Source organism: Amycolatopsis regifaucium, from assembly GCF_001613935.1.
Taxonomy (GTDB): Bacteria; Actinomycetota; Actinomycetes; order Mycobacteriales; family Pseudonocardiaceae; genus Amycolatopsis; species Amycolatopsis regifaucium.
On the sequence record NZ_LQCI01000052.1, the window covers coordinates 191716 to 210372 of the forward strand.

The 18657-nt window shown below is 69.0% G+C and carries 18 protein-coding genes; 7 read left to right on the forward strand and 11 right to left on the reverse strand.

Translation table 11 applies throughout. The annotated features are described in order from the left end of the window. Positions 1 to 58: 58 nt before the first annotated feature. Positions 59 to 1405, forward strand: coding sequence for an MFS transporter (locus AVL48_RS36400; protein WP_061980971.1), 1347 nt, complete (start codon positions 59 to 61; stop codon positions 1403 to 1405). Between the two features lie 69 nt (positions 1406 to 1474). Here the strand turns inward: AVL48_RS36400 and AVL48_RS36405 are convergent, their stop codons facing one another. Further along, positions 1475 to 1861, reverse strand: a complete 387-nt coding sequence (locus AVL48_RS36405; protein ID WP_061981144.1) for a VOC family protein — start codon at positions 1859 to 1861, stop codon at positions 1475 to 1477. Between the two features lie 106 nt (positions 1862 to 1967). Between AVL48_RS36405 and AVL48_RS36410 the strand changes: the two genes are divergently transcribed. Continuing rightward, on the forward strand, positions 1968 to 2945 hold the full coding sequence (locus tag AVL48_RS36410) for an FG-GAP repeat domain-containing protein (protein ID WP_061980970.1): 978 nt from the start codon (positions 1968 to 1970) through the stop codon (positions 2943 to 2945). Between the two features lie 84 nt (positions 2946 to 3029). After that, complete coding sequence (locus tag AVL48_RS36415) at positions 3030 to 4028, forward strand: RNA polymerase subunit sigma-70 (protein WP_061980969.1); 999 nt, start codon at positions 3030 to 3032, stop codon at positions 4026 to 4028. A gap of 4 nt (positions 4029 to 4032) precedes the next feature. Here AVL48_RS36415 and AVL48_RS36420 read toward each other — a convergent pair whose 3' ends face one another. Together AVL48_RS36420 and AVL48_RS36425 are read right to left on the reverse strand one after the other, a co-directional pair. Further along, positions 4033 to 4617, reverse strand: coding sequence for a dihydrofolate reductase family protein (locus AVL48_RS36420; protein WP_061980968.1), 585 nt, complete (start codon positions 4615 to 4617; stop codon positions 4033 to 4035). A gap of 98 nt (positions 4618 to 4715) precedes the next feature. Then, entirely contained in the window at positions 4716 to 5516 is an 801-nt protein-coding gene (locus AVL48_RS36425; protein ID WP_061980967.1) for an alpha/beta fold hydrolase, read from the reverse strand. Between the two features lie 73 nt (positions 5517 to 5589). Here AVL48_RS36425 and AVL48_RS36430 point away from each other — a divergent pair, with 73 nt between their 5' ends. The 3 genes from AVL48_RS36430 to AVL48_RS36440 all read left to right on the forward strand — a co-directional run bounded on the left by AVL48_RS36430 (position 5590) and on the right by AVL48_RS36440 (position 8037). Then, a complete protein-coding gene (locus tag AVL48_RS36430) occupies positions 5590 to 6453 on the forward strand; it encodes an AraC family transcriptional regulator (protein WP_061980966.1) in 864 nt (287 codons plus the stop codon). 161 nt (positions 6454 to 6614) lie between these two features. Continuing rightward, complete coding sequence (locus tag AVL48_RS36435; protein WP_061981143.1) at positions 6615 to 7427, forward strand: S1 family peptidase; 813 nt, start codon at positions 6615 to 6617, stop codon at positions 7425 to 7427. 238 nt (positions 7428 to 7665) lie between these two features. Beyond that, a complete protein-coding gene (locus AVL48_RS36440; RefSeq protein ID WP_061980965.1) occupies positions 7666 to 8037 on the forward strand; it encodes a hypothetical protein in 372 nt (123 codons plus the stop codon). 37 nt (positions 8038 to 8074) lie between these two features. Here the strand turns inward: AVL48_RS36440 and AVL48_RS36445 are convergent, their stop codons facing one another. After that, entirely contained in the window at positions 8075 to 9415 is a 1341-nt protein-coding gene (locus AVL48_RS36445) for an NAD(P)/FAD-dependent oxidoreductase (RefSeq protein WP_061980964.1), read from the reverse strand. Next, on the reverse strand, positions 9412 to 10113 hold the full coding sequence (locus AVL48_RS36450; RefSeq protein ID WP_061981142.1) for a hypothetical protein: 702 nt from the start codon (positions 10111 to 10113) through the stop codon (positions 9412 to 9414). The genes AVL48_RS36445 and AVL48_RS36450 overlap by 4 nt, the downstream gene beginning before the upstream one ends. Positions 10114 to 10327: 214 nt before the next feature. Here AVL48_RS36450 and AVL48_RS36455 point away from each other — a divergent pair, with 214 nt between their 5' ends. Continuing rightward, positions 10328 to 10936, forward strand: coding sequence for a TetR/AcrR family transcriptional regulator (locus AVL48_RS36455; protein ID WP_061981141.1), 609 nt, complete (start codon positions 10328 to 10330; stop codon positions 10934 to 10936). A gap of 7 nt (positions 10937 to 10943) precedes the next feature. On the opposite strand, the gene AVL48_RS36460 is transcribed toward AVL48_RS36455, so the two are convergent. Genes AVL48_RS36460 through AVL48_RS36485 form a run of 6 tightly spaced genes read right to left on the reverse strand, consistent with a single transcriptional unit; the run spans position 10944 to position 18604 of the window. Next, positions 10944 to 12404, reverse strand: a complete 1461-nt coding sequence (locus AVL48_RS36460) for an aldehyde dehydrogenase family protein (protein WP_061980963.1) — start codon at positions 12402 to 12404, stop codon at positions 10944 to 10946. A 19-nt stretch (positions 12405 to 12423) separates the two neighbouring features. Beyond that, the gene (locus tag AVL48_RS36465; RefSeq protein ID WP_061980962.1) at positions 12424 to 13521 is read right to left on the reverse strand and encodes a Zn-dependent alcohol dehydrogenase; all 1098 of its coding nucleotides are present in this window, start codon (positions 13519 to 13521) and stop codon (positions 12424 to 12426) included. Further along, a complete protein-coding gene (locus tag AVL48_RS36470) occupies positions 13518 to 15866 on the reverse strand; it encodes an AMP-binding protein (RefSeq protein ID WP_061980961.1) in 2349 nt (782 codons plus the stop codon). The genes AVL48_RS36465 and AVL48_RS36470 overlap by 4 nt, the downstream gene beginning before the upstream one ends. After that, positions 15863 to 16624 carry a gamma-glutamyl-gamma-aminobutyrate hydrolase family protein gene (locus AVL48_RS36475; RefSeq protein ID WP_061980960.1) on the reverse strand — a complete coding sequence of 254 codons (762 nt, stop codon included), beginning with the start codon at positions 16622 to 16624 and terminating at the stop codon, positions 15863 to 15865. Before AVL48_RS36475 ends, AVL48_RS36470 begins: the two co-directional genes overlap by 4 nt. Continuing rightward, the gene (locus AVL48_RS36480; RefSeq protein WP_061980959.1) at positions 16621 to 17952 is read right to left on the reverse strand and encodes a glutamine synthetase family protein; all 1332 of its coding nucleotides are present in this window, start codon (positions 17950 to 17952) and stop codon (positions 16621 to 16623) included. Before AVL48_RS36480 ends, AVL48_RS36475 begins: the two co-directional genes overlap by 4 nt. Next, on the reverse strand, positions 17945 to 18604 hold the full coding sequence (locus AVL48_RS36485) for a hypothetical protein (protein ID WP_061980958.1): 660 nt from the start codon (positions 18602 to 18604) through the stop codon (positions 17945 to 17947). The genes AVL48_RS36480 and AVL48_RS36485 overlap by 8 nt, the downstream gene beginning before the upstream one ends. Positions 18605 to 18657: the final 53 nt, after the last annotated feature.

The following is an 18657-nucleotide window of genomic DNA, read 5'->3' on the forward strand; positions in this document are numbered from 1 at the left end:
AAGATGTCCGCATATCGAACGCGGCACCTGCTCCGGCCGACGCGACGAGGAGCGAAAGTTGACGAACGTGCCCGCCTCGCACGACACGGCCGGTTCGCGGTCCGGCGGCGTCAGCCGGTCGGCGTTCAGGCGGGTCCTGGCGGGCAGTACCGCCGGCGCGGTGCTGGAGTGGTACGACTTCGCGCTCTACGGAATCCTGGCGGCCACCGTGCTCGGGCCGCTGTTCTTCCCCGGTGGCGACGGGTTCGCCCAGCTGCTGCTCGCGCTGGCGACACAGGGACTCGGCTTCGTCGCGCGCCCGATCGGCGGCATCGTCTTCGGGCATCTCGGTGATCGCCTCGGGCGCAAACCCATGCTGGTGACCACTTTCCTGCTGCTCGGGCTGTCGACGTCGGCGATCGGGCTGCTCCCCACCTACGCCCAGGCCGGCATCGGCGCGACGATCTCGCTCGTCGTGCTGAGGCTGATCCAGGGGTTCGCCCTCGGCGGCGAGTTCGGCGCGGCGGTGCTGATGGTCAGCGAGTACGGAAGCCCGAAGCGGCGCGGCTTCTGGTCGGCGTGGCCACAGGCGGGAGCGCCGCTGGGCACGGTGCTGGCCACGGCCGTGGTCGGCGGGATCGCCTTGGTATTCCCCGAGAACACCTTCGACCAGTGGGGGTGGCGCGTCGGTTTCCTGTTCGCGATCCCGCTCCTGGTCATCGGTTTCTGGATCCGGCGGCGCATCGACGAGTCGCCGGTGTTCCAGGAGGCGCGAGCGCGGGCCACGGCGGCCACGGACGTCGTCCGGGAGCGATCGAGCATCGTCGAGACACTCGCCCACCCCGGTCCCCTCCTCCGCGGTCTCGGCGTGCGGCTGGGCGAGAACGTGGCGTTCTACGTCTACACCGTCTTCGTGGTCGCCTATGCCACGAAGACCTTCGGCTACGACAAGCCCGACGTCCTCCTCGCCGTGGCCGTCGGGTCACTGCTGCAGTTCGCCGGGATGCTGACCGGCGGCTACTGGTCGGACCTCGTCGGGCGGCGTCTCGCCATGCTGGTCCCGGCGGCGGGCCTCGCGATCTGGGCACCGGTCTTCTTCGCCGTCGTCCAGGCCGACAACCTGTTTCTGCTCTATCTCGGCGTCGGCGTCGGCGCGGCACTGCACGGCCTCCTGGCCGGGCCGGAAGCCGCGTGGATCGCCGAGCTCTTCCCGACCCGCCGCCGGTTCGCCGGTGCTTCCCTGGTGTTCCAGGGCTCCTCGATCATCGCCGGCGCACCCGCGCCGCTCATCGCCGTGTGGCTGGCCGGAAAACACGGTCCCACGGCGGTCGTGCTGTACCTCGTCGGCACGATCGCCGTCACCCTTCTCGCGCTGCTCCTCAGCACCGAAACCCGGGGCGCCGACCTGAACTCCGACAGCAGGTGACCAGCCACTTTTCGAGCCGTCCGGCCGGACATCCTCCTGTTCCGGGCAGGACACCGGTCCGGACGTGTCCTACGCGCCGCCGGATCCATACGGGCGGGTAAGGATTTCCAGCACGTGACCGTCCGGATCGTCGAAGTAGACACCCCGGCCGCCGTCATTGGTGTTGATCTCCCCCGCGCCGCGGTGTCCCGGCCCCGCCCAGTACGTCAGGCCTTTTTCGCGGATCCGCCCGAAAATCGTGTCGAACTCGTTCTCCTCGACCAGGAAAGCGTAGTGCTGCCTGGAGAACTCCTCGGTGCTGTGCATGACGTCGAGCGAAACCCCGTTATCGGTCTGGACGACCAGGAAGGGTCCGAATTCGGCTGCCTCGGGCAGTCCGAGGATCGAAACCAGGAAATCCGCCGTGGCGGACCGATCGGTTGCGTGGATGATGGTGTGATTCAGCTGAACTGTCATGGAAAACACCATGACACCTCGAGTTCGCTGGAGGTCAACACGGTCGCCCGTAACGTTTCACGACCCGTCACGACTTGACTACGGGAGCCGACACGAAGGGGACGTGATGCGTGCTTTGGTGATGGCCGGTGTGGCCGGTCTGCTCATCCTGACTCTCGCGCCACCGGCCGCCGCGTCCGGCGTCCCGGAGCAGTGGTCGGCCGGGCCGTTCACAGCGCAGGTCGCGGTCATGGCCGGGGACGTCGACGGCGACGGCAAGGACGACCTGGTCAGCTACAACACCTATCTGTACGGGTGCTACGTGCTGCGGTCGAGCGGCTCCGCCTTCCAGCCACAACAGAACTGGGGTGCCGGAGACTTCCTGAGCAGCGGCTTCAACGGTAACGCCAACTTCGTCGGCGACATGGACGGCGACGGCCGCGCGGACGCCATCGCCGTCCGGCGGTCCACGGCCTCGACACCTCGCGGCATCTTCGTGGCGAGGTCGATCGTGGACCACTTCGGCGTGGAACGCTTCGGAACGCCCAAGCAGTGGCTGAACAACACCATCGCCGGTGACTACGGGAACCTGGCCGCCGATCTGGACGGCGACGGGGACACCGACGTGATCGGCCTGTTCGACGTGGCCACCCTGGCGGCGAGGTCCGACGGCGGCACGACCCTTCCGCTGGTCGCGTGGGCACCGCCCATCCGCGGCGGGAAGGCGACCCTGGCGGCCGACGCGACGGGTGACGGCAAGGCCGACCTCATCCTCGTCGACGCGGACGGCACGAGGGTGGTGACCGGCACCGCGAACCGCTGGTTCGACGCTCCGGTGTCGTGGTCGGCGATTCCCTTCCACGGCGGCAAGAAGACGCTCACCGCGGACATCGACGGCGACGGCGACGCGGACCTCGTCGCGATCAACGAAAACGACGTGCGGGTGATGCGCTCCACCGGGTCGAGCTATTCCCCGCCGGAATCGTGGTACGCGGGCTCCTTCTACGGCACGAAGGAGACACTCACGGCCGACGTCGACGGAGACGGCGACGCGGACCTTGTCGCGGTGAACGCCGACGACGTCCGGGTTCTGCGCTCGCAGTAGCGAGTCTGCCTTCACCGATCAGAAATCCTCCGCCGCGGCGTCAGTTCTGGTAGCCCCCTCGCCCCGGTGGAAGGATTGACGACCATGACCGACGCCAGACCGCTGGACGCCGACGAGGCCACGTTCATCGCGGCGGCCCGCTCAGGCGATACCGCTCGGTTCGCGCTGCTCACCGAGCGCCACCGGCGTGAGCTGCAGGTGCACTGCTACCGGATGCTCGCGCACTACGAGGACGCTCAGGACATGACGCAGGAGACGTTCCTGCGAGCGTGGAACAAGCGGGAGTCGTTCAAGGGCGACGCCGCGCTGCGGACCTGGCTGTACCGGATCGCGACGAACGTCTGCCTGGACTTCCTGGAGAAGCGCACCCCCGTGCCGTCCGGCCTCTCGGACTCCGGTTCCGGAATGCGGTACCTGCAGCCGTACCCCGACCGGATGCTCCCCGAGGACCCGCAGGAATCGGCGGTGGCGCGGGAGACGATCGAGCTGGCGTTCATCGTCGCCGTCCAGCACCTGCCGCCGCGGCAGCGAGCGGTGTTCATCCTGCGCGACGTCCTCGGCTGGCCGGCGTCGAAGGCCGCCGACGCCCTCGATTCGACCGTCGCGTCGGTGACCAGCGCCCTGCAGCGGGCCCGCGTGACGATGCGCGGGCAACTGCCCGCCCACCGCCTCGACTGGCGCGGCCCCGCCACCCACGAACTGTCGGATGACGAACGCGACGTGGTGAAGGCGTACATCGACGCCCATGAGCGCAACGACCTCGACGGGCTGATGTCCCTGCTGCGCGACGAGCTGCGCTTCGCGATGCTGCCCGAGCTGGGCCCAGTACTCATGACGGCCGAGGACGCGGTCGGCGGCTGGGTTTCCGGTGGGCTCTTCCAGCCAGGCCACGACGACTGGCGCGGGATCGCCACGACCGTCAACCGCATGCCCGCCGCCGCGCTGTACCTCCGCACCCCCGCGGACCGGGAGTACCGGCTGTTCGCCATCGCGGTCCTGCGCGTCGTCGACGGGAAGATCGCCGATCTCACCGGATTCGACGCCACCGGCAAACCATGGCTGGCGCTGCCCCCGACGCTGTGACCACTCAGCGCCTTGTCTCGTATCGGGTCATCAGCACGCCACCGGGAAACGTCCGCGTCTCCACCAGGGTCAGGTTCACCCAGCTGTCCAGCGCGGTGAAGAACGGCGTGCCGCCGCCCACCAGAACCGGCACGGTGACCAGCACGTACTCGTCGATCAACCCGGCCCGCATGGCGGCCCCCGCGAGGGTCGCGCCGCCGATGTCCATCGGGCCGGCGTCCTCGTCCCTGAGCCGGGTGATTTCGGTGACCGCGTCGCCGGTGACCAGGCGGGTGTTCCCGTCGACCGTGCCGGTCGTCGAGGAGAACACGACCTTCGGCATGGCCCGCCAGCGGCGGGCGTACTCGATCACCGCCGGTGTGGCGCCGGGCTGCCGGTCGGCGGTCGGCCAGTGGGAACTCATCGCCTCCCACAGCTTGCGTCCGTACAACGCCAGCCCCGTCGCCGCCACCCGGTCGGACCACCAGCCGAACAGCTCGTCGTTCGGCGACGAGTCCGGTCCCTCACCACCGCCCCAGCCGAGGTCGTCCCCGGGCGCGGCGATGTAGCCGTCCAGGGTCACATTCATGCCGAAGGTCAGTTTCCGCATGGCGTCAGCCTTCCGTGAGTCGATCTCACACGTACAGACGGTCGCGGCGCGAAAACCTCATCGGTGCGCGAAAGACCGGGCAGCCCGGATCCCCGGCGTCAACCGGCATGAGCCGCGGCGAAGGCCAGGAGCGGTACAGCGGTCCGCGGCGGATCCTCGATGTTGGGCGAATGCCCGAGCGCGGGCAGCATCTCGACTGCCGCGCCTGGAACAGCGCGGTAGTCGCCGGCGGAGGACGGGCGCCACCGACGGTCCTCCTCGCCGAAGATCACCAGCAGCGGTTTGCCGAGCGGCGCCAGCCGTTGCGGGAGCGCCCGCTCGTCCAGGTACGCGCGGATCGCCTGCGACATCGCGCCGAACACGGAGAAGTCGATGTCACGGAACTGGTCCACGAACGATTGGGGGATCTCGAATCCGGTGCGGAATCCGTCGTTCATGGCCTGACGGATCTGAACGTCGGTCAACTCCGCCGATGACGCCGCCCGGATGGGGACCTCCTTCGCGATGTATGCGGCCATGCTGGGGCCGGTGTTGATGAACACCAGCGCGGTCACCAGGTCGGGTCGTTGCTCGGCAAGGGCGGTGGCGAACACCCCGCCACTGGAGTGGCCGACGATGACGACGTGTTCGACACCGAGCCCGTCCAGTACCGCGCCGACCCGGTATGCCTGGTCCGGGACCGCATAGCTCGCGGCGTCCGGTTGGGCCGACCGGCCGCACCCCGGAAGGTCGATCCGGATGACGCGATGGGATCGGGTCAACAGCGGCACCATCGGCTCCCACGAGCGGGCCGAGGCGGCGGTCCCGTGGATGAGCAGGAGCGCCGGGGCGTCGCGCGGGCCGTCCTGGCACACGTGGATCCCGCCGCGGCTCAGGACTTCGTCGTTGGAAACAGTCATGCGTGCACTGTGACCGCCGGTGCGCGCCCGCGGCTTGTACGAATGTTCCGGCCGGCATGCGTAGCATGGCGGAATGGGGGGCGGCTTGTCCGAACGGGACTTGGCTGAACGGGACGACGCGGTGTTCTGGGACATCACCTGCCCGAACCGGCCCAGCCGGGTGCCCGGGGTCTCCATGGCCGGGTTCGGTGACCGCGGCATCACCCCACCCGGCCTCCGGTTGATCCCGCACCCGACGGTGACCCTGGTCCTGGTGTTCGGCGGCACGGTTGCCGTGGAGGACGCCACCGGTCGCCGGCAGCAGGGCAGCTTCGCCACCGGGCTCGGGTTCGGCGACGTCGTCCGCTCGCTGCGGACGGACGACGTCGAAGCCCTGCAGGTGCGTCTGTCACCGGTGGTCGCACACAAGGTTCTGGGCACCACCGACCCGGTCGACGCCGTGGTGACCCTCGACGAGCTGTGCGGCCGGGAGGCAGCCCGGATCAGCGACCGGCTGGGCGACCTTTCCTCGTGGGAGGACCGCTTCGCGTGGACCGATACTTGGCTCGCCCGGCGCTGTGCGGCGGCGTCGCCGGTCGCCCCGGAGGTGGCCTGGGCCTGGCGACAGATCGTCGCCACCCGCGGGATGGTCCGGGTCGAGCAGTTGGCGGCCGAACTCGGCTGGAGCCGCAAACGGCTGTGGTCCCGGTTCCGGTCACAGCTCGGCCTGCCGCCCAAACGCGCCGCGAAGCTGGTCCGCTTCGACCACGCCGTCCATCGCCTGGTCGCGGGGCAGGACGCGGCCGGAGTCGCGGCCGACGGCGGCTACACCGACCAGTCCCACCTACACCGGGACATCGTGGCGTTCACCGGGCTGACCCCCACCACAGTGGTCAACGAACCATTTCTCGCGGTCGACCACATCGCATGGGGCTGGCCCAGACCGCGGAAGCCCTGACGCCGAGCCCTTTCCCGCACCGCCTGGACCGGTAGGTAGCGCAGGCGCTACCCCCGGCGTCGGGGCGGCGCCACCGCGGATCGGCGGGTTGACCCGATGGTGCGAAACGCGGCTGACGGAGATGCTTGGTGAAGACCGAAGCCATCGAACGAAGGAAAAGCATGTCGAGAGTGAATTCCCTGCGCCGTAACACTCTTCGTGCCGCCAGTGTGGCGTTGGCCGCGGCTTTCTGCGCGGTCGCGGTACCCGGCGGCGCCGGTGCCGTGGTGAACGGGAAGAACTCCACCGAGCGTTACGAGTTCATGGCCTCGATCCCGGAGGTCGTGCCCGAGATGAACAACGCGAAGGGCGTCTGCGGGGCCGTTCTGGTGCATCCGCAGTGGGTGGTGACCGCGGCGCACTGCGTCGACCCGGACAACAACCCGGCCAGGCCGGAAGGGACCGTGCGCATCGGCAGCGAACGGCGGACGACCGGCGGCACCGTACGCAAGATCGACCGCTGGGTTCGCCACCCCGGCTACCAGCCGGGCGCGCCGAACAAGAACGACATCGCGCTGGTGCGCCTGGACCGCCCGGTCTCCGAGCGGCCCATCCGCATCGCCGACCGTCCCGGTCGTCCCGGCACGCCGACCCGCTTGATGGGCTTCGGCACCACGGTCGACACCGCCGACTTGGAAAAAGTCGTGTTCCCCGAACGGCTCCAGCAGCTCGACACCCGCATCGGCGCCGTGTCCGAATGCTCCCCCGGGTACGCGGATTCGACCCGGCTGTGCACCATCAGCCGCAAGCGCGGCGCGATGGCGTGCATGGGCGACTCCGGCGGGCCGCAGGTCCAGCGCGGGAAGGGTGGCCGCTGGGAGCTGATCGGCGTCACCTCCGGTCCCGGCGACGACGACGTGCCCTGCGCCAACGGGCCCGGCCTCTACACCAACGTGCCGGCCTACACCGGCTGGATCCGCCACACCATCCGCTGAGGTGATCGGCCCGGTCGTGCCCGAACCGCGCCAGAACCGGTCGAACGCCCGGAGCTGGTCGGCCCGGGCGGACCGGGCCCTTCATCGGGCACCTCGCTCGGAGAGCAAGTTGTCCGGCACCCGCGCGCAGGTGCACACCACGTTCCGCGGCGAAGGTAAGATCAAGCGGCGCGTCCGTGGGCATCGGCGACCTCGTCCGAGGCGAGGCAGTCTGCCACCTGATCCGACGGGAGGTCCCGTGGCACTCGAACCTTCGTTCTCCGCCGAGGTGTTCCGTCGAGCCGCCGCGCGGCCGGATTGTTCGCCTCGGCTCTCGCGGGCCGCCGACGCCGTTCGCGAGGGCAAGTTCACCTGGGAGGACGTCGCCGCGGGCACGTGCGAGCATCCGCTGGCACTCGCGTTGTTCGCGCCGCAGGCGAAGGAGAAGGTCTGGCCCGTCCTGGCCGCCATCGAAGCGGAACTCGCCGACGAACAGCTACCCGAGGCTCCCCCACCGCCACCACGTCCCCGCCGGACGCCTGTCGCGGACGAGGACTTCAGCGACGTCACCTATCTCGAAGACCTCGCCGAACCGCCCAGCCATCCCGCCTGGCCCAGGCGGCCTCGCTAGCTTCCCGGGTGCACGCTCGAACGGGCGGCCTCGGTCGTCAGGGAGCGACGCCCCGCCGGGCGTTGCGCCGGCTTCCGTTCACGAAGTCGTTGAAGCGGTCCACCAGCCAGACGGTGCGGAGTCCCAAGGGGCTCATCATCATCGGGCGCGGGAACTCAGGCTCTTCCCGCCACAGTTCTTCCAGGTCCTCGTGTCGCTCGCCGTCGACGATCAGATCGGCGATGAGAGAGCCGACATAGGGTGCTTGGGCCAGACCGTGGCCGTTGCAGGCGATCGAGTAATACGTACTGTCGTCGAGTTGTCCGGCGATGGGCAGCCAGGACGAGGTGATCGCGATCCAACCTCCCCACGCACGGTCGACCGCGACGTCGGACAGCGCCGGAAACCGGGTCGCGAAGGCTCCCGCGAGTTCTTCGACGAGCGCCGGATCCGGTGCCTTCTGCGGGAGCGGGTAGGTCCTGCCCCGTTCGAGGCGCCGGACGCCGAACACGATGGTGCCGCGCGGCGTCAGGCGGTAGTTCTCCATGATGTTGTGCTGAGTGACGAGTCCCGAGCGGCTCGTCCACCCCAGTGCGGCCAACCTGGCGGGGTCGATGGGCTCGGTCTCCACCTCGATGACCCAAATGGGCACGGAGAGCCGTGGCGGAGTGATGTCCCACTCTCCCGCGTACGCGTTCGTCGCCAGCACCACCTTGTCCGCACGCACTTCACCCCACGGAGTGCTGAGGACCACCTGACCGCGGTCGTGTGCGACGTCGGTGACCTTCGTCTGTTCGAAGACTCGCGCGGGCGTGCGGAGCAGGGCACGTCGCAGCCCCAAGGTGAATCGGCCGGGATTCATGATCCCACCGATCTTCTCGCGCATCCCGCCGAGGAATCCGCGGGGGATTCCGAGCTCTTCACTCGTGCCCAGTTCCACGTCGGCGCCGACGCGCCGAAGGAGCTTGGCCACCCGGCGCACGCGCCCCAGCTGGCCACGGGACACCGCCGCGAAGACATTGCCTGTCTGTTCGTAGTCGCAGTCGATGTCGTGCTTCTTGATGAGGTCCTCGACGTGGTACGCCGCATGCTCGGCAAGGCGGATCATTCCCGGCATCTTCTTGCGGTACAAGAGATCGAGGAGCTGAAGATCCCCGCCCGGAGCACCGGCCAGTTGCCCGGCGTTGCGGGAACTGGCGCCGTGTCCACAGAATTCGGCCTCCAGCAGCACCACGTCCTGGCCACGTTCGGCCAGCCGCAGCGCCGTCGACATGCCGCCGATGCCACCACCGACGACCGCGACCTCGCAGGTGAGGTCGCCGGTCAGGGAAGGCAGGACATCCGAGGGCGGATCGACCCAGCCGCTGAAGGCGGTGTACTCGACGTTGCCGGTCTTCATCGCACGCTCCGGACAACGCTGTGTTCGTCCGAAGCCGGTTCGGCACCGGTCGTCACGTTGTGCTCGTGCAGGGCGCGATAGGCGAAGAAGACCACGAACATCTGGAATCCCCAGGTCGCCAGCGCCGCGGTGTAGAAGAGCGTCCGGTGCGCGTCGTCGCCCGGGATCGGGAAGAAGTCGTACGTGATCGCGATGGCGGATCCCGCGAGGGTGACCAGCCCGGTGCAGACGGCCTGCTTTTTGGCGCCGATCCGCCAGAGCCGCCGGATGAAGTAGGCGAGGAAGATCGTCGTGAGCACGTTGACCACGACGTAGAACGTCGCCGGGCCGAGGTGCAGCTTGTCGGCGCGGAATTGCTGGAGGTACAGCCCGGCCACGGCGGCGAGGGCGAACACGCCGACATCGACCGCGACGGACGGCCTGTATCGGTGCGTCACGCGCATCAGCCCCATCACGAGGATGAGGGTGATGCCGACGGAGCGGGAGAAGGCGTCGAAGAAATACGCGATGGTGTAAAGAAAGCTGTTCTGGTCTCCGCCCAGCAATGCCCACAGGAGAAAGTTCGAGCCGGACGTGGCGACGATCATCCATTCCAGGCCGAGCAGATAGTTCTTGTAATGCCGGATGAATTTCCAGCCGAAACAGAAGCCGGCGAAGATCATCCAGAGATCGGCCAGCATGAAGAGCATTTCCTTCATGTCCTTGTTTCCTTCGAGTCGTGCCTTCACCGCTGAACTGAAGGCGGTGTGCGGGCCGGCGGCCGGAGCCCTGGAGACGCTGAGCGGATTTGTGATCCGGCCCATATGCTACGCCGCTCTTAGCCATCCGATCAAGTCACTTGACTAAGATTTTCCGCTGCTAAGCTGGTCTTGACTTAATCAAGCGTCCAACTACGTGCACCGGGAGGATTTCGTGCCACGGATCTCCGCCGCCCAACGGCGTAGCGACTTCATCAAGGCCGCGGTGGAGGTCATCGCGACCTACGGCATCGAAGGCGCGACGACCCGGCGGATCGCCGAGCAGGCTCAGGCGAACCTGGCGATGCTGCACTACTGCTACGACTCCAAAGAGGATCTCTTCGCCGATGTCTACGAGTTCGTGGCGAGCCGGTACCGCGACGCGCTCGAGAACAACGACTCCCCCGGCGACGTGGCGGAGACGGCCCGACGGCTCCTGCGCGGAGTCATGGAGTGCTATCTGGAGTCAATCAGCTTCACCGCGGCGACGGCGGAACTCATCAGCTGGGCGCGGCGCCAGCACGGAGACCGCGGGATCGCGGTGTACGACAAAGCCCTCGAGACGGTGCGCACCGCACTGCGTGACGCCGCTTCCGACCAACCGCTCGAACCGGAGATCGTCGAAGAAATCGCTTTCGTCATCGCCACCCTCGCCGACGGCTTCGCCGCGAACTGGTTGACCTATGGGGATCGGTCCGCCGCGCTCGCCCAGATGGAGCTCGCCACTTCGGTTCTCGACAGCTGGCTCGCGGCGAGGCTCGGCTCCGCACCGGTGGCACCGTGACCTGGCGTCACAACGGCAAGTCGGCCGAATCGACACCGACGACCCGGTCGCCGCAGAAGACGCGTACCGACTCCGCCGGCCCGTGGCCGCCGATGCCCGCCAGGCCCCAGAAGCTCTGAGCCGAGTCGTCGCCGAGGTCGGCGATCTTGGCGCCGTTGACCCGCACCTCGCCGGACAGGATGCGGGAGCCGACGTCGATCGCGCGGCCGGTGTCGGCACCGAACACGTAGGCGTCGAGGCCCGACGGGCTGGCGTTGGCGACGCGCAACGCCCCTTCGTCGGAGTCCACGGCGTGCAGCGAAACGACCGGGCCGAACAGTTCGGCGGTGGCCTGGGCGGGGTCGGCGCCGACGGCGATGGTCGGCGACAGGAAGTAGCCGCCGAGTTCGGGCAGCCTTGCGGGCCGGTGGAGGGTCGCCCCGAGGTTCCACAGTTGCTCGATCCTGTCTTGCAGGGTCCGGAAGTGCGGGGCGTTGGAGATCGGGCCGAGCTGGACGTCCTCGTCGAGTGAGTGGCCGACGACGAGCTTGGAGATCCGCTCGGTCAGCGCGTCGAGAAGAGGGGCGACCAGGCTGCGGTGCGCGAGGATCTTGCCCGGCCCTTCACACCATTGACCGTTGAGTTTGGTCATGCCGTCGAGGATGCCGTCGGCGGTCACGTCGAGATCGGCGTCGTCGAGCACGAGCACCGGGTTGTTGCCGCCCAGCTCCAGCTGCAGGACCTTGAAGTCCTCCGCGGCCGCCCGCGCGATGGCGCGTCCGGCGCCGGGTCCGCCGGTGAACGAGACGATCTTGACGCGCGGGTCGGCGGTCAGCCTGGCGCCGACGTCACCGCCGCCGTGCACCAGCTGCAGCGCGCCGCTGGGCAGCCCCGCCGCGAGGAAGCACTCGACGATGAGCTGCGCGCTGCCGGGCGCGTGCTCGGACGGCTTGAGGATGACGGGGCAGCCCGCGGCGATCGCGCTGGCGATCTTGGCGGCGGGGATGAAGCTGGGCCCGTTCCACGGCGTGAGGATCGCGGCGGGCCCCCACGGTACCTTGTAGAGGCGGACGTCGCGGCCGCCCGCCGCCAGCGCGGTGACCCGGGGGATGTTCACCAGATCCGCCGCCGACGCCCGGATCCTCGCGGGCAGGAAGGCCGCGACCTCGCGTGTGACGCCGATCGGTGTGCCGCTGGTCAGCGAGTCCGTACGGGCGATGTCCTCGATACGGGTCTCGACGATGTCGGCGACGCGCTCCAGTATCTCGGCGCGCTCACGGCGGGCGTCCTCGTCCCAGTGGCCGACGTCGTACACGCGCTCCGCGTGCCGCAGCGCGCGTTCGACGTCGTCGGGTGCCGTCGTGACGGAGCGGTGGACGCGCTCGCGCGTGTTGGGGTCGAGGTTCCACGCGTCGGGGACCGTCTCGGCTTCGCTCCAGGCGTCGGCGATGTAGTTCACCGGCTGGGAGATCGTGCTCTCGTTGCTCATCTTCGCGTTCCTTCGTTGGTCAGGATTGGACGTCGACGACGATGCGGGTCACGTCGCCGGATTTCATCGCCTCGAAGCCCTCGTTGATCTCGCCGAAGGGGATGACACGCGTGACCATCTCGTCGAGCAGCAGGCGTCCCTGCTGGTACAGGCGCGCGAGCTGGAGGATGTCCTGCCGCGCCTGCCCCGAGCCCATGTAGGAGCCGATGAGCCGCTTCTCCTCGAAGAAGAAGTCCGCCGCCGGGATGCTGAGTTCGGTGCCTCCTGGCGCGATGCCGACCAGGCAGGCGGTACCGGTCGGGCGCACGAGGGCCAGCGCCGTCGCCGCGGTGCGGGCCGAGCCGACCGCCTCGAACGAGTAGTCCACGCCGTCACCCAACTGGCGGTGGAGTTCCGCGACCGGGTCGCCGTCCCCGCCGTTGACGACGTGGGTGGCGCCGTAGCCGCGCGCGGCCTTGAGACGCGCGTCGTCCAGGTCGATCGCGACGATGGCCGAGGCTCCGGCGAGCCTGGCGCCTTGGATGATGGCCGATCCGACGCCGCCGCAACCGACGACCGCGACCGTGCTGCCCGGCCGTACGCGGGCGCCGCGGAAGACGGCACCGACGCCGGTGACGACGCAGCAGGCCAGGAGACAGCCGACGTGCGGCGGAACGTCGTCAGGGAGTCGCACCAGCGAGTTCTCGCGCATGAGGACGTGCCGGGAGAACGCCCCGATGTCACCGAGCCGCTCGATCGGCGCGCCGTCCGTGGTCTGGAACGCGGGCCGGGGGCGGCGGCGGATCTCCTCCACCCGCCCGCACTGGGTCGACCGTCCCGCCTCACAGTTGGCGCACCGGCCACAGGACGGTGTCAGCGCGCCGACCACGCGGTCCCCGGCGCGCAGCCCGGACACCTGCGAACCGACCGCCTCGACCACGCCCGCGACCTCGTGCCCGACCACGACCGGCAGTTCGGTCGGCACCGTTCCGGTCATGTAGTGCAGATCGCTGTGGCACAGCCCCACGTTCGTGACCGCGACCCGCACCTCGTGCGGCTCCGGGTCGTCCACCCGGATGACGGTCAGTTCGAGCGGCTCGCCGACGGCGGTCAGCACCGCGGCCTGGGTATCGATCATGTCGAGGTCTCCTTTTCGGCTCCTGCGGTGTCCCTTGTGGACAGAAATCCCTCGATGCCCGCGGTCAGAACCCCGCTCTCCCACGCCTGGGCGGCGGCGAGGTCTTCCCGGGCGAAGGCCGCTTCGACGTCTTCTGCCCGCGGACGCAGGAGCGCGAGGTGAAGCGCCGTCGTGTTCCCCTCGGGCGTCCACTCGATGACGGTGTCGACAGCGCGGCCGATGAGGGCGCCGGGCTCGACGATTTCGTCGAGAAGCCCGACTCGCAGGGCTTCGTCGGCCCGGATACGAGGGGAGCCGAGGACCACGCGCATCGCGTGGTTCCCGACGAGGCGCCTCAACAGCACGCTGGAGGCGTTCGAGATGGTGATGCCCCGGCCGTTTTCCGGTTGGTAGTACTCGGCTTCCGGAGTTCCGATGCGGGCGTCGCAGCACAGCGTGAGTTCCGAGGCTCCCCCGACCGCGATTCCGTTGACGGCCGCGACCACGGGCACTCGCGTCTCAAGAATCGCCCTGGTGAGGTCGTGGAAACTGGCGAACGCTTCCCGCATCTCGGCGTCCGTGGACGGCGCGCTCTGGAGATCCATTCCGGCGGAGAAGGCTCGGCCCTCGCCGGTGAGCACGATCCCGCGCACGCGCTCGCCGGTGCCGAATTCGCGGATGGCGGCCGCCAGTCGCAACCGGGTGGCGACATCCAGTGCGTTGAGTCTTCCGGGCCGCCGGAGGGTCAGCACCGCCACGTCCCGGACGAGGTCGACGCCGAGGAATCCCCGTCGTGCGCCGAGGTCGTAGGTCACGCCGGGATCGTCCGCGGCACGGGCCTTCAGCGCCGGTTTGGAAACGCGTTCGGACGGGGTCCGGGGAAAATCGGCGACGAATTCGACATAGCGCGGCACCTTGAAGCGCGCGAGTTCCTTGCCCGCCCGCTCGACGATCCGCTCGGCCGTCGCACGACAGGAAGGCACTCCGGCCGCCAGCTGGACGAAAGCCTTGACCTCCTCGCCGAGGGTCTCGTCGGGTTCGGCGACGACGGCGGCCGAGACCACCAGATCGTCCCGCTCCAGGGCGGCTTCGACCTCGACGCTCGCGACGTTCTCGCCACCGCGCCGCACCATGTCCTTGATCCGGCCGACCAGCCGGATTCCGCCGTCCGGGCGCCGGACGACGACATCGCCGGTGTGGAGCCAGCCGTCCCGAAGCACCCGGGCGGTGTCCTCCGGACGGTTCCAGTAACCGTTCATCATCGGCGTGCCCGCGACGACCAGCTCCCCGGCCTCGCCGTCGGGCACCTCGGTGCCGCAGGGATCGACGACGCGGACCTGTTTCGTCGGGACCGGCCTCCCCAGGTTCCCGCTTCCCACCGCGTCGGTGTCACCGAACGGGCTGAACAGGTCGATCCCGGACTCGGTCATCCCGTAGATCTCGCGCCACGGCGCGCCCCAGCGCTCCTCCAGCCGAGCGTGCAGCCCGACCGGGATTCCCGAGCAGAACACGAGCCGGAGGTCGTTGTCGCGGTCTTCGGGCGTGGGCGGCTGTTTGAACAGCAGCGTCGGCATGGACCCGAGGACGTAGAAGAAGGTCGCACGATGCCGCCGGACGTCCGCCATGAAGGTCGACGCGGAAAACCGGGGCACTACGACCAGCGGGGCGCCGACCGTGAGGGCCAGCGCGGTGTTCCACTGTGGATCCATGTAGGAAAACGGTTGCGCCGTGAGAAGAACGTCTTCGGGTCCGAGCCCGGTCGCCGACGCGCAGATCCAGCCCAGCCGCACCCAGTAGTCGTGGGTGAGCATGCACGCCTTGGGGAAACCGGTCGTGCCCGAGGTGTACTGCAGGTTCGCCAGCGTCCCGCCGTCGATCGGCACCGCCGGAGGCGCCACCGGGAACGGCTCCGACCCGTCGTCGGCGACATCGACGACGCGGACACCGGCGAGTTCGTCCTCACCGGCGATGACACCGGCGATCAGCTCCACGCGATCGGCGTCGGTGAACACGACGCGTGCGCCCGAGTCCCGCAGGACGAAGGCGAGGTCGGCCCGCCGGTAGGAGCTGTTGACCGGGACGGTGACCGCACCCGCCTTCAGCGCGGCGAGCCACACCACGGGCCAGTGCACGACGTTCGGGAGCATGATCGCGACACGGTCGCCCTGCCCGACGCCGTCGGCCTCGATCAGCCGGTGGGCCAGCCTGGAGGTCCAGTCGTCGATCTCGGCGAAGCTCCAGGACCACTCGCCGAACCGCAGGAACTCCCGTTCCGGGGAGTCCCGCGCCCGGTGCGCCAGCAACTCGGTCAACGTCGGGACGGCGGGGTCGTCGCCCGCCTGTCCGGCTGTCACTTTCGCGGTCATGGCGAACTCCTCTGCCTCTTCGCCGCGGCCTGGACGATCCACGTCATGGCCGGGTCCTCGCTCTTCATCCACTCCGGATGCCACTGGACGCCGAGCACCGGGGCACCTGGCAGTTCGACCGACTCGACCACGCCATCGCTCGTCCGCCCGGTCACGACCAGACCGGTGCCGCAGCGGTCGACGGCCTGGTGGTGCCAGGAGTTGGTCATCGCGCGCTCACCGAACAGGCCGGCGGCGATCGAACCTTTCTCGAACGACACGAGGTGCTCAGCGGTGCCATCGGTGGGCGCGGCCTCCGCCGACAGGTGACTCACGGACCCGGCCGGAAGATCGGCGACGAGGGTGCCGCCGAGCGCGACGTTGAGCACCTGCATCCCCCGGCACACACCGAGCACCGGAATCCCCGCCTCCAGCGCGGCACGGACGAGTGCGATCTCGTACTCGTCCCGGGCCGTGTCGTGGGCCATCGGGTCCAGTCGTGGATCGATGTCGCCGACCACCGCCGGGTCGCCACCCCAGAACGCCGGGTGGACGTCTTGCCCGCCGGTGATCACGACGCCGGACAACCACTGACAGATCGCCGTCGCGTCGGTGTCGTAGGAGAGATGCACCGGGAGGCCACCGGCCCGCGCGATCCGGCTCGCGAAGTCCGACATGTAGCTGTCGAGACAACGGTCTCCGTACCGCTCGTCGGCTCCCTTGACCAGCTCCAGCCGGAACCGCCTGCCGGTGGTGCCGATCAGCGGACGCGCGCTCACGGGAACTCGAAGTAACGGGTGGATTCCCACTGCGAGAGTTCAGCGAAGGGATCGCCGCCTTTGGTGTGGAACTCCATCCACTCCCATCGCCGCGACGCGACCCAGAAGCCCACGAACTCGTCGCCGAGGTACTCGCGCAGCAGAGGATCGGCGTCCAGGGCCGCGCCCGCCTTCGACATCGTGTCCGGGATCCGGGTCACTCCGTGGCCTTCGGGCAGGCACCACGCCATGTCCGTGACCTGCTCCGGCGGCTCGATCCCCCGCTCGATGCCCGCCAGCACTCCGGCCAACACCCCGGCCAACGCCAGGTAGGGATTGACGTCGGCGCCGGGGAGCCGGTACTCGAGGCGCGAGTACCGGGGGTGCCCGGTGATGGCGCGCACCGCGGCCGTCTTGTTGTTCACGCCCCAGCTCACGGTGGTGGGCGGCCCGGTGAAGTCCACCAGTCGCCGGTAGGAGGTGATCTGCGGCAACGCGAGCGAGGTGTTGCCCTCCATCGTGGCCAGCAGTCCTCCGACCGCGTGCCGCATCAGCGGGGACGGGCCGTCTTCGGCGAAGAACCGGTTCTCTCCGTCGCGCTGGAGCGACAGGTTGAGGTGGGCGCCTTGTCCGTAACCTGCCGTCGGCTTGGCCATGAAGGTCACGGTGTGGCCTTGGTCGAACGCGACCTCCCGCATGATCTGCCGGGTCCGCGCCCAGGAGTCGGCCAGCGTGATCGGATCCGTCGGCGCCAGATTCAGCTCCGTCTGCCCGGCGGCGGCCTCGTCGGTCCATGCCTCCCAAGCGATACCGACGCTATCGAGGCGGCCGACGACCGCTTCCATGTAGTCGATCCAGTCCTTGGACCTCGCCAAGTGATACGTCGCTCCCGTGCCGCCGCCCAACGGCGTCAGACCCCGGTACCCGAGTTTTCGCGCCTCTTGAACGGATTCCTCGAACAGCGTCGCTTCGATCTCCACGGCGACGGTCGCGGTGTACCCGAGCACCGCAAGCCGCGCCACCAGCTTCCGCACGAGATTCCGCGGACAGATCGGCACGGGCGTGCCGTCCTTCAGCCAGTAGTCGCCGATGACCGAGTCCAGCCCCGGCTTCCACTCGACCAGGGTCGACAGGTCGGGGACCAGCTGGATGTCGTGGAGATTGCCACGCCAGTCCGGAAAAGCGTCACCGAGGACGATCTCGTTGCCCAGGTCGATCGCGAACAGGATGTCGGCGAAGGCGAAGCCGGATTCCTTGCCCGAGGCGAACTTCGTCATCGACACGTTCTTGCCCAGAAAGCTTCCGTCGTGATTGGTCGCCTCGAGGCGCACGGCGCGGGTATCAGACATCGAAGCGAACCCTCCAGGACGCGGCCGTCATGACCGACATCTGTGCCAGCGTGCCCTTGAGCCGCAGACCGGCCGCCAAGGAGGCGACGAAGTCGTCCGCGCCGCTGAACACACCCGCGAGAACGTCGGGCGGCCCCGCCATCAGATACTCGGTCGTCCCGTCGCCGAACCGATGCCGTTCCGGACCGCCGGGGCCGTCGGCGTCGACGATCAGCACCTCGGGAATGCCCGGTATTCCCCTTGTCACCGCCCAGAAATGCCGGGCGGACTCGCGCCAATGCGGTAACGGCGGCGTCAGCGCGCGCAGGATGCCCGCGGCCAGGACGACATCACCGGCGGGCTCCCGCGTGGACGCGAAGCGCCTTCGCAGATCGACGACGACCGTCGCGTCGGGCTCGCCGAAGACTCCACCGGTCACCGTGATCGCCTTGTGGCCTGAGGAAATCGTGGCGGCCTGTGGCGTGTCGTGGGAGCGGATCGCCACGGTGCCGTCGGCTCGGCCCAAGAGCTCGTGTGCGTGACCGATCCGCGAGGAGTCGCGCAAGGTGCGTCCGATCAGCCGGACGACCGGACTCGCGTCGTCTTCGATCGTGATGGGGAAGGTGGAGCCCTCCCGCACGGGCGCCTCGGGAAACGTCATGATCTCGGCCATCGCGGGCCCTTTCGATCTTGGCGAGTGTCGCGTCATAGTTAGTCAAATGACTC

What these genes read in the sequence shown, in the direction of transcription:
- AVL48_RS36435 (WP_061981143.1), top strand. Translation starts at nt 6,615, where the DNA reads ATGTCGAGAGTGAATTCCCTGCGCCGTAACACTCTTCGTGCCGCCAGT.
- AVL48_RS36415 (WP_061980969.1), top strand. Translation starts at nt 3,030, where the DNA reads ATGACCGACGCCAGACCGCTGGACGCCGACGAGGCCACGTTCATCGCG.
- AVL48_RS36420 (WP_061980968.1), bottom strand. Translation starts at nt 4,617, where the DNA reads ATGCGGAAACTGACCTTCGGCATGAATGTGACCCTGGACGGCTACATC.
- AVL48_RS36410 (WP_061980970.1), top strand. Translation starts at nt 1,968, where the DNA reads ATGCGTGCTTTGGTGATGGCCGGTGTGGCCGGTCTGCTCATCCTGACT.
- AVL48_RS36405 (WP_061981144.1), bottom strand. Translation starts at nt 1,861, where the DNA reads ATGACAGTTCAGCTGAATCACACCATCATCCACGCAACCGATCGGTCC.
- AVL48_RS36470 (WP_061980961.1), bottom strand. Translation starts at nt 15,866, where the DNA reads ATGACCGCGAAAGTGACAGCCGGACAGGCGGGCGACGACCCCGCCGTC.
- AVL48_RS36460 (WP_061980963.1), bottom strand. Translation starts at nt 12,404, where the DNA reads ATGAGCAACGAGAGCACGATCTCCCAGCCGGTGAACTACATCGCCGAC.
- AVL48_RS36445 (WP_061980964.1), bottom strand. Translation starts at nt 9,415, where the DNA reads ATGAAGACCGGCAACGTCGAGTACACCGCCTTCAGCGGCTGGGTCGAT.
- AVL48_RS36450 (WP_061981142.1), bottom strand. Translation starts at nt 10,113, where the DNA reads ATGAAGGAAATGCTCTTCATGCTGGCCGATCTCTGGATGATCTTCGCC.
- AVL48_RS36425 (WP_061980967.1), bottom strand. Translation starts at nt 5,516, where the DNA reads ATGACTGTTTCCAACGACGAAGTCCTGAGCCGCGGCGGGATCCACGTG.
- AVL48_RS36430 (WP_061980966.1), top strand. Translation starts at nt 5,590, where the DNA reads ATGGGGGGCGGCTTGTCCGAACGGGACTTGGCTGAACGGGACGACGCG.
- AVL48_RS36485 (WP_061980958.1), bottom strand. Translation starts at nt 18,604, where the DNA reads ATGGCCGAGATCATGACGTTTCCCGAGGCGCCCGTGCGGGAGGGCTCC.
- AVL48_RS36465 (WP_061980962.1), bottom strand. Translation starts at nt 13,521, where the DNA reads ATGATCGATACCCAGGCCGCGGTGCTGACCGCCGTCGGCGAGCCGCTC.
- AVL48_RS36480 (WP_061980959.1), bottom strand. Translation starts at nt 17,952, where the DNA reads ATGTCTGATACCCGCGCCGTGCGCCTCGAGGCGACCAATCACGACGGA.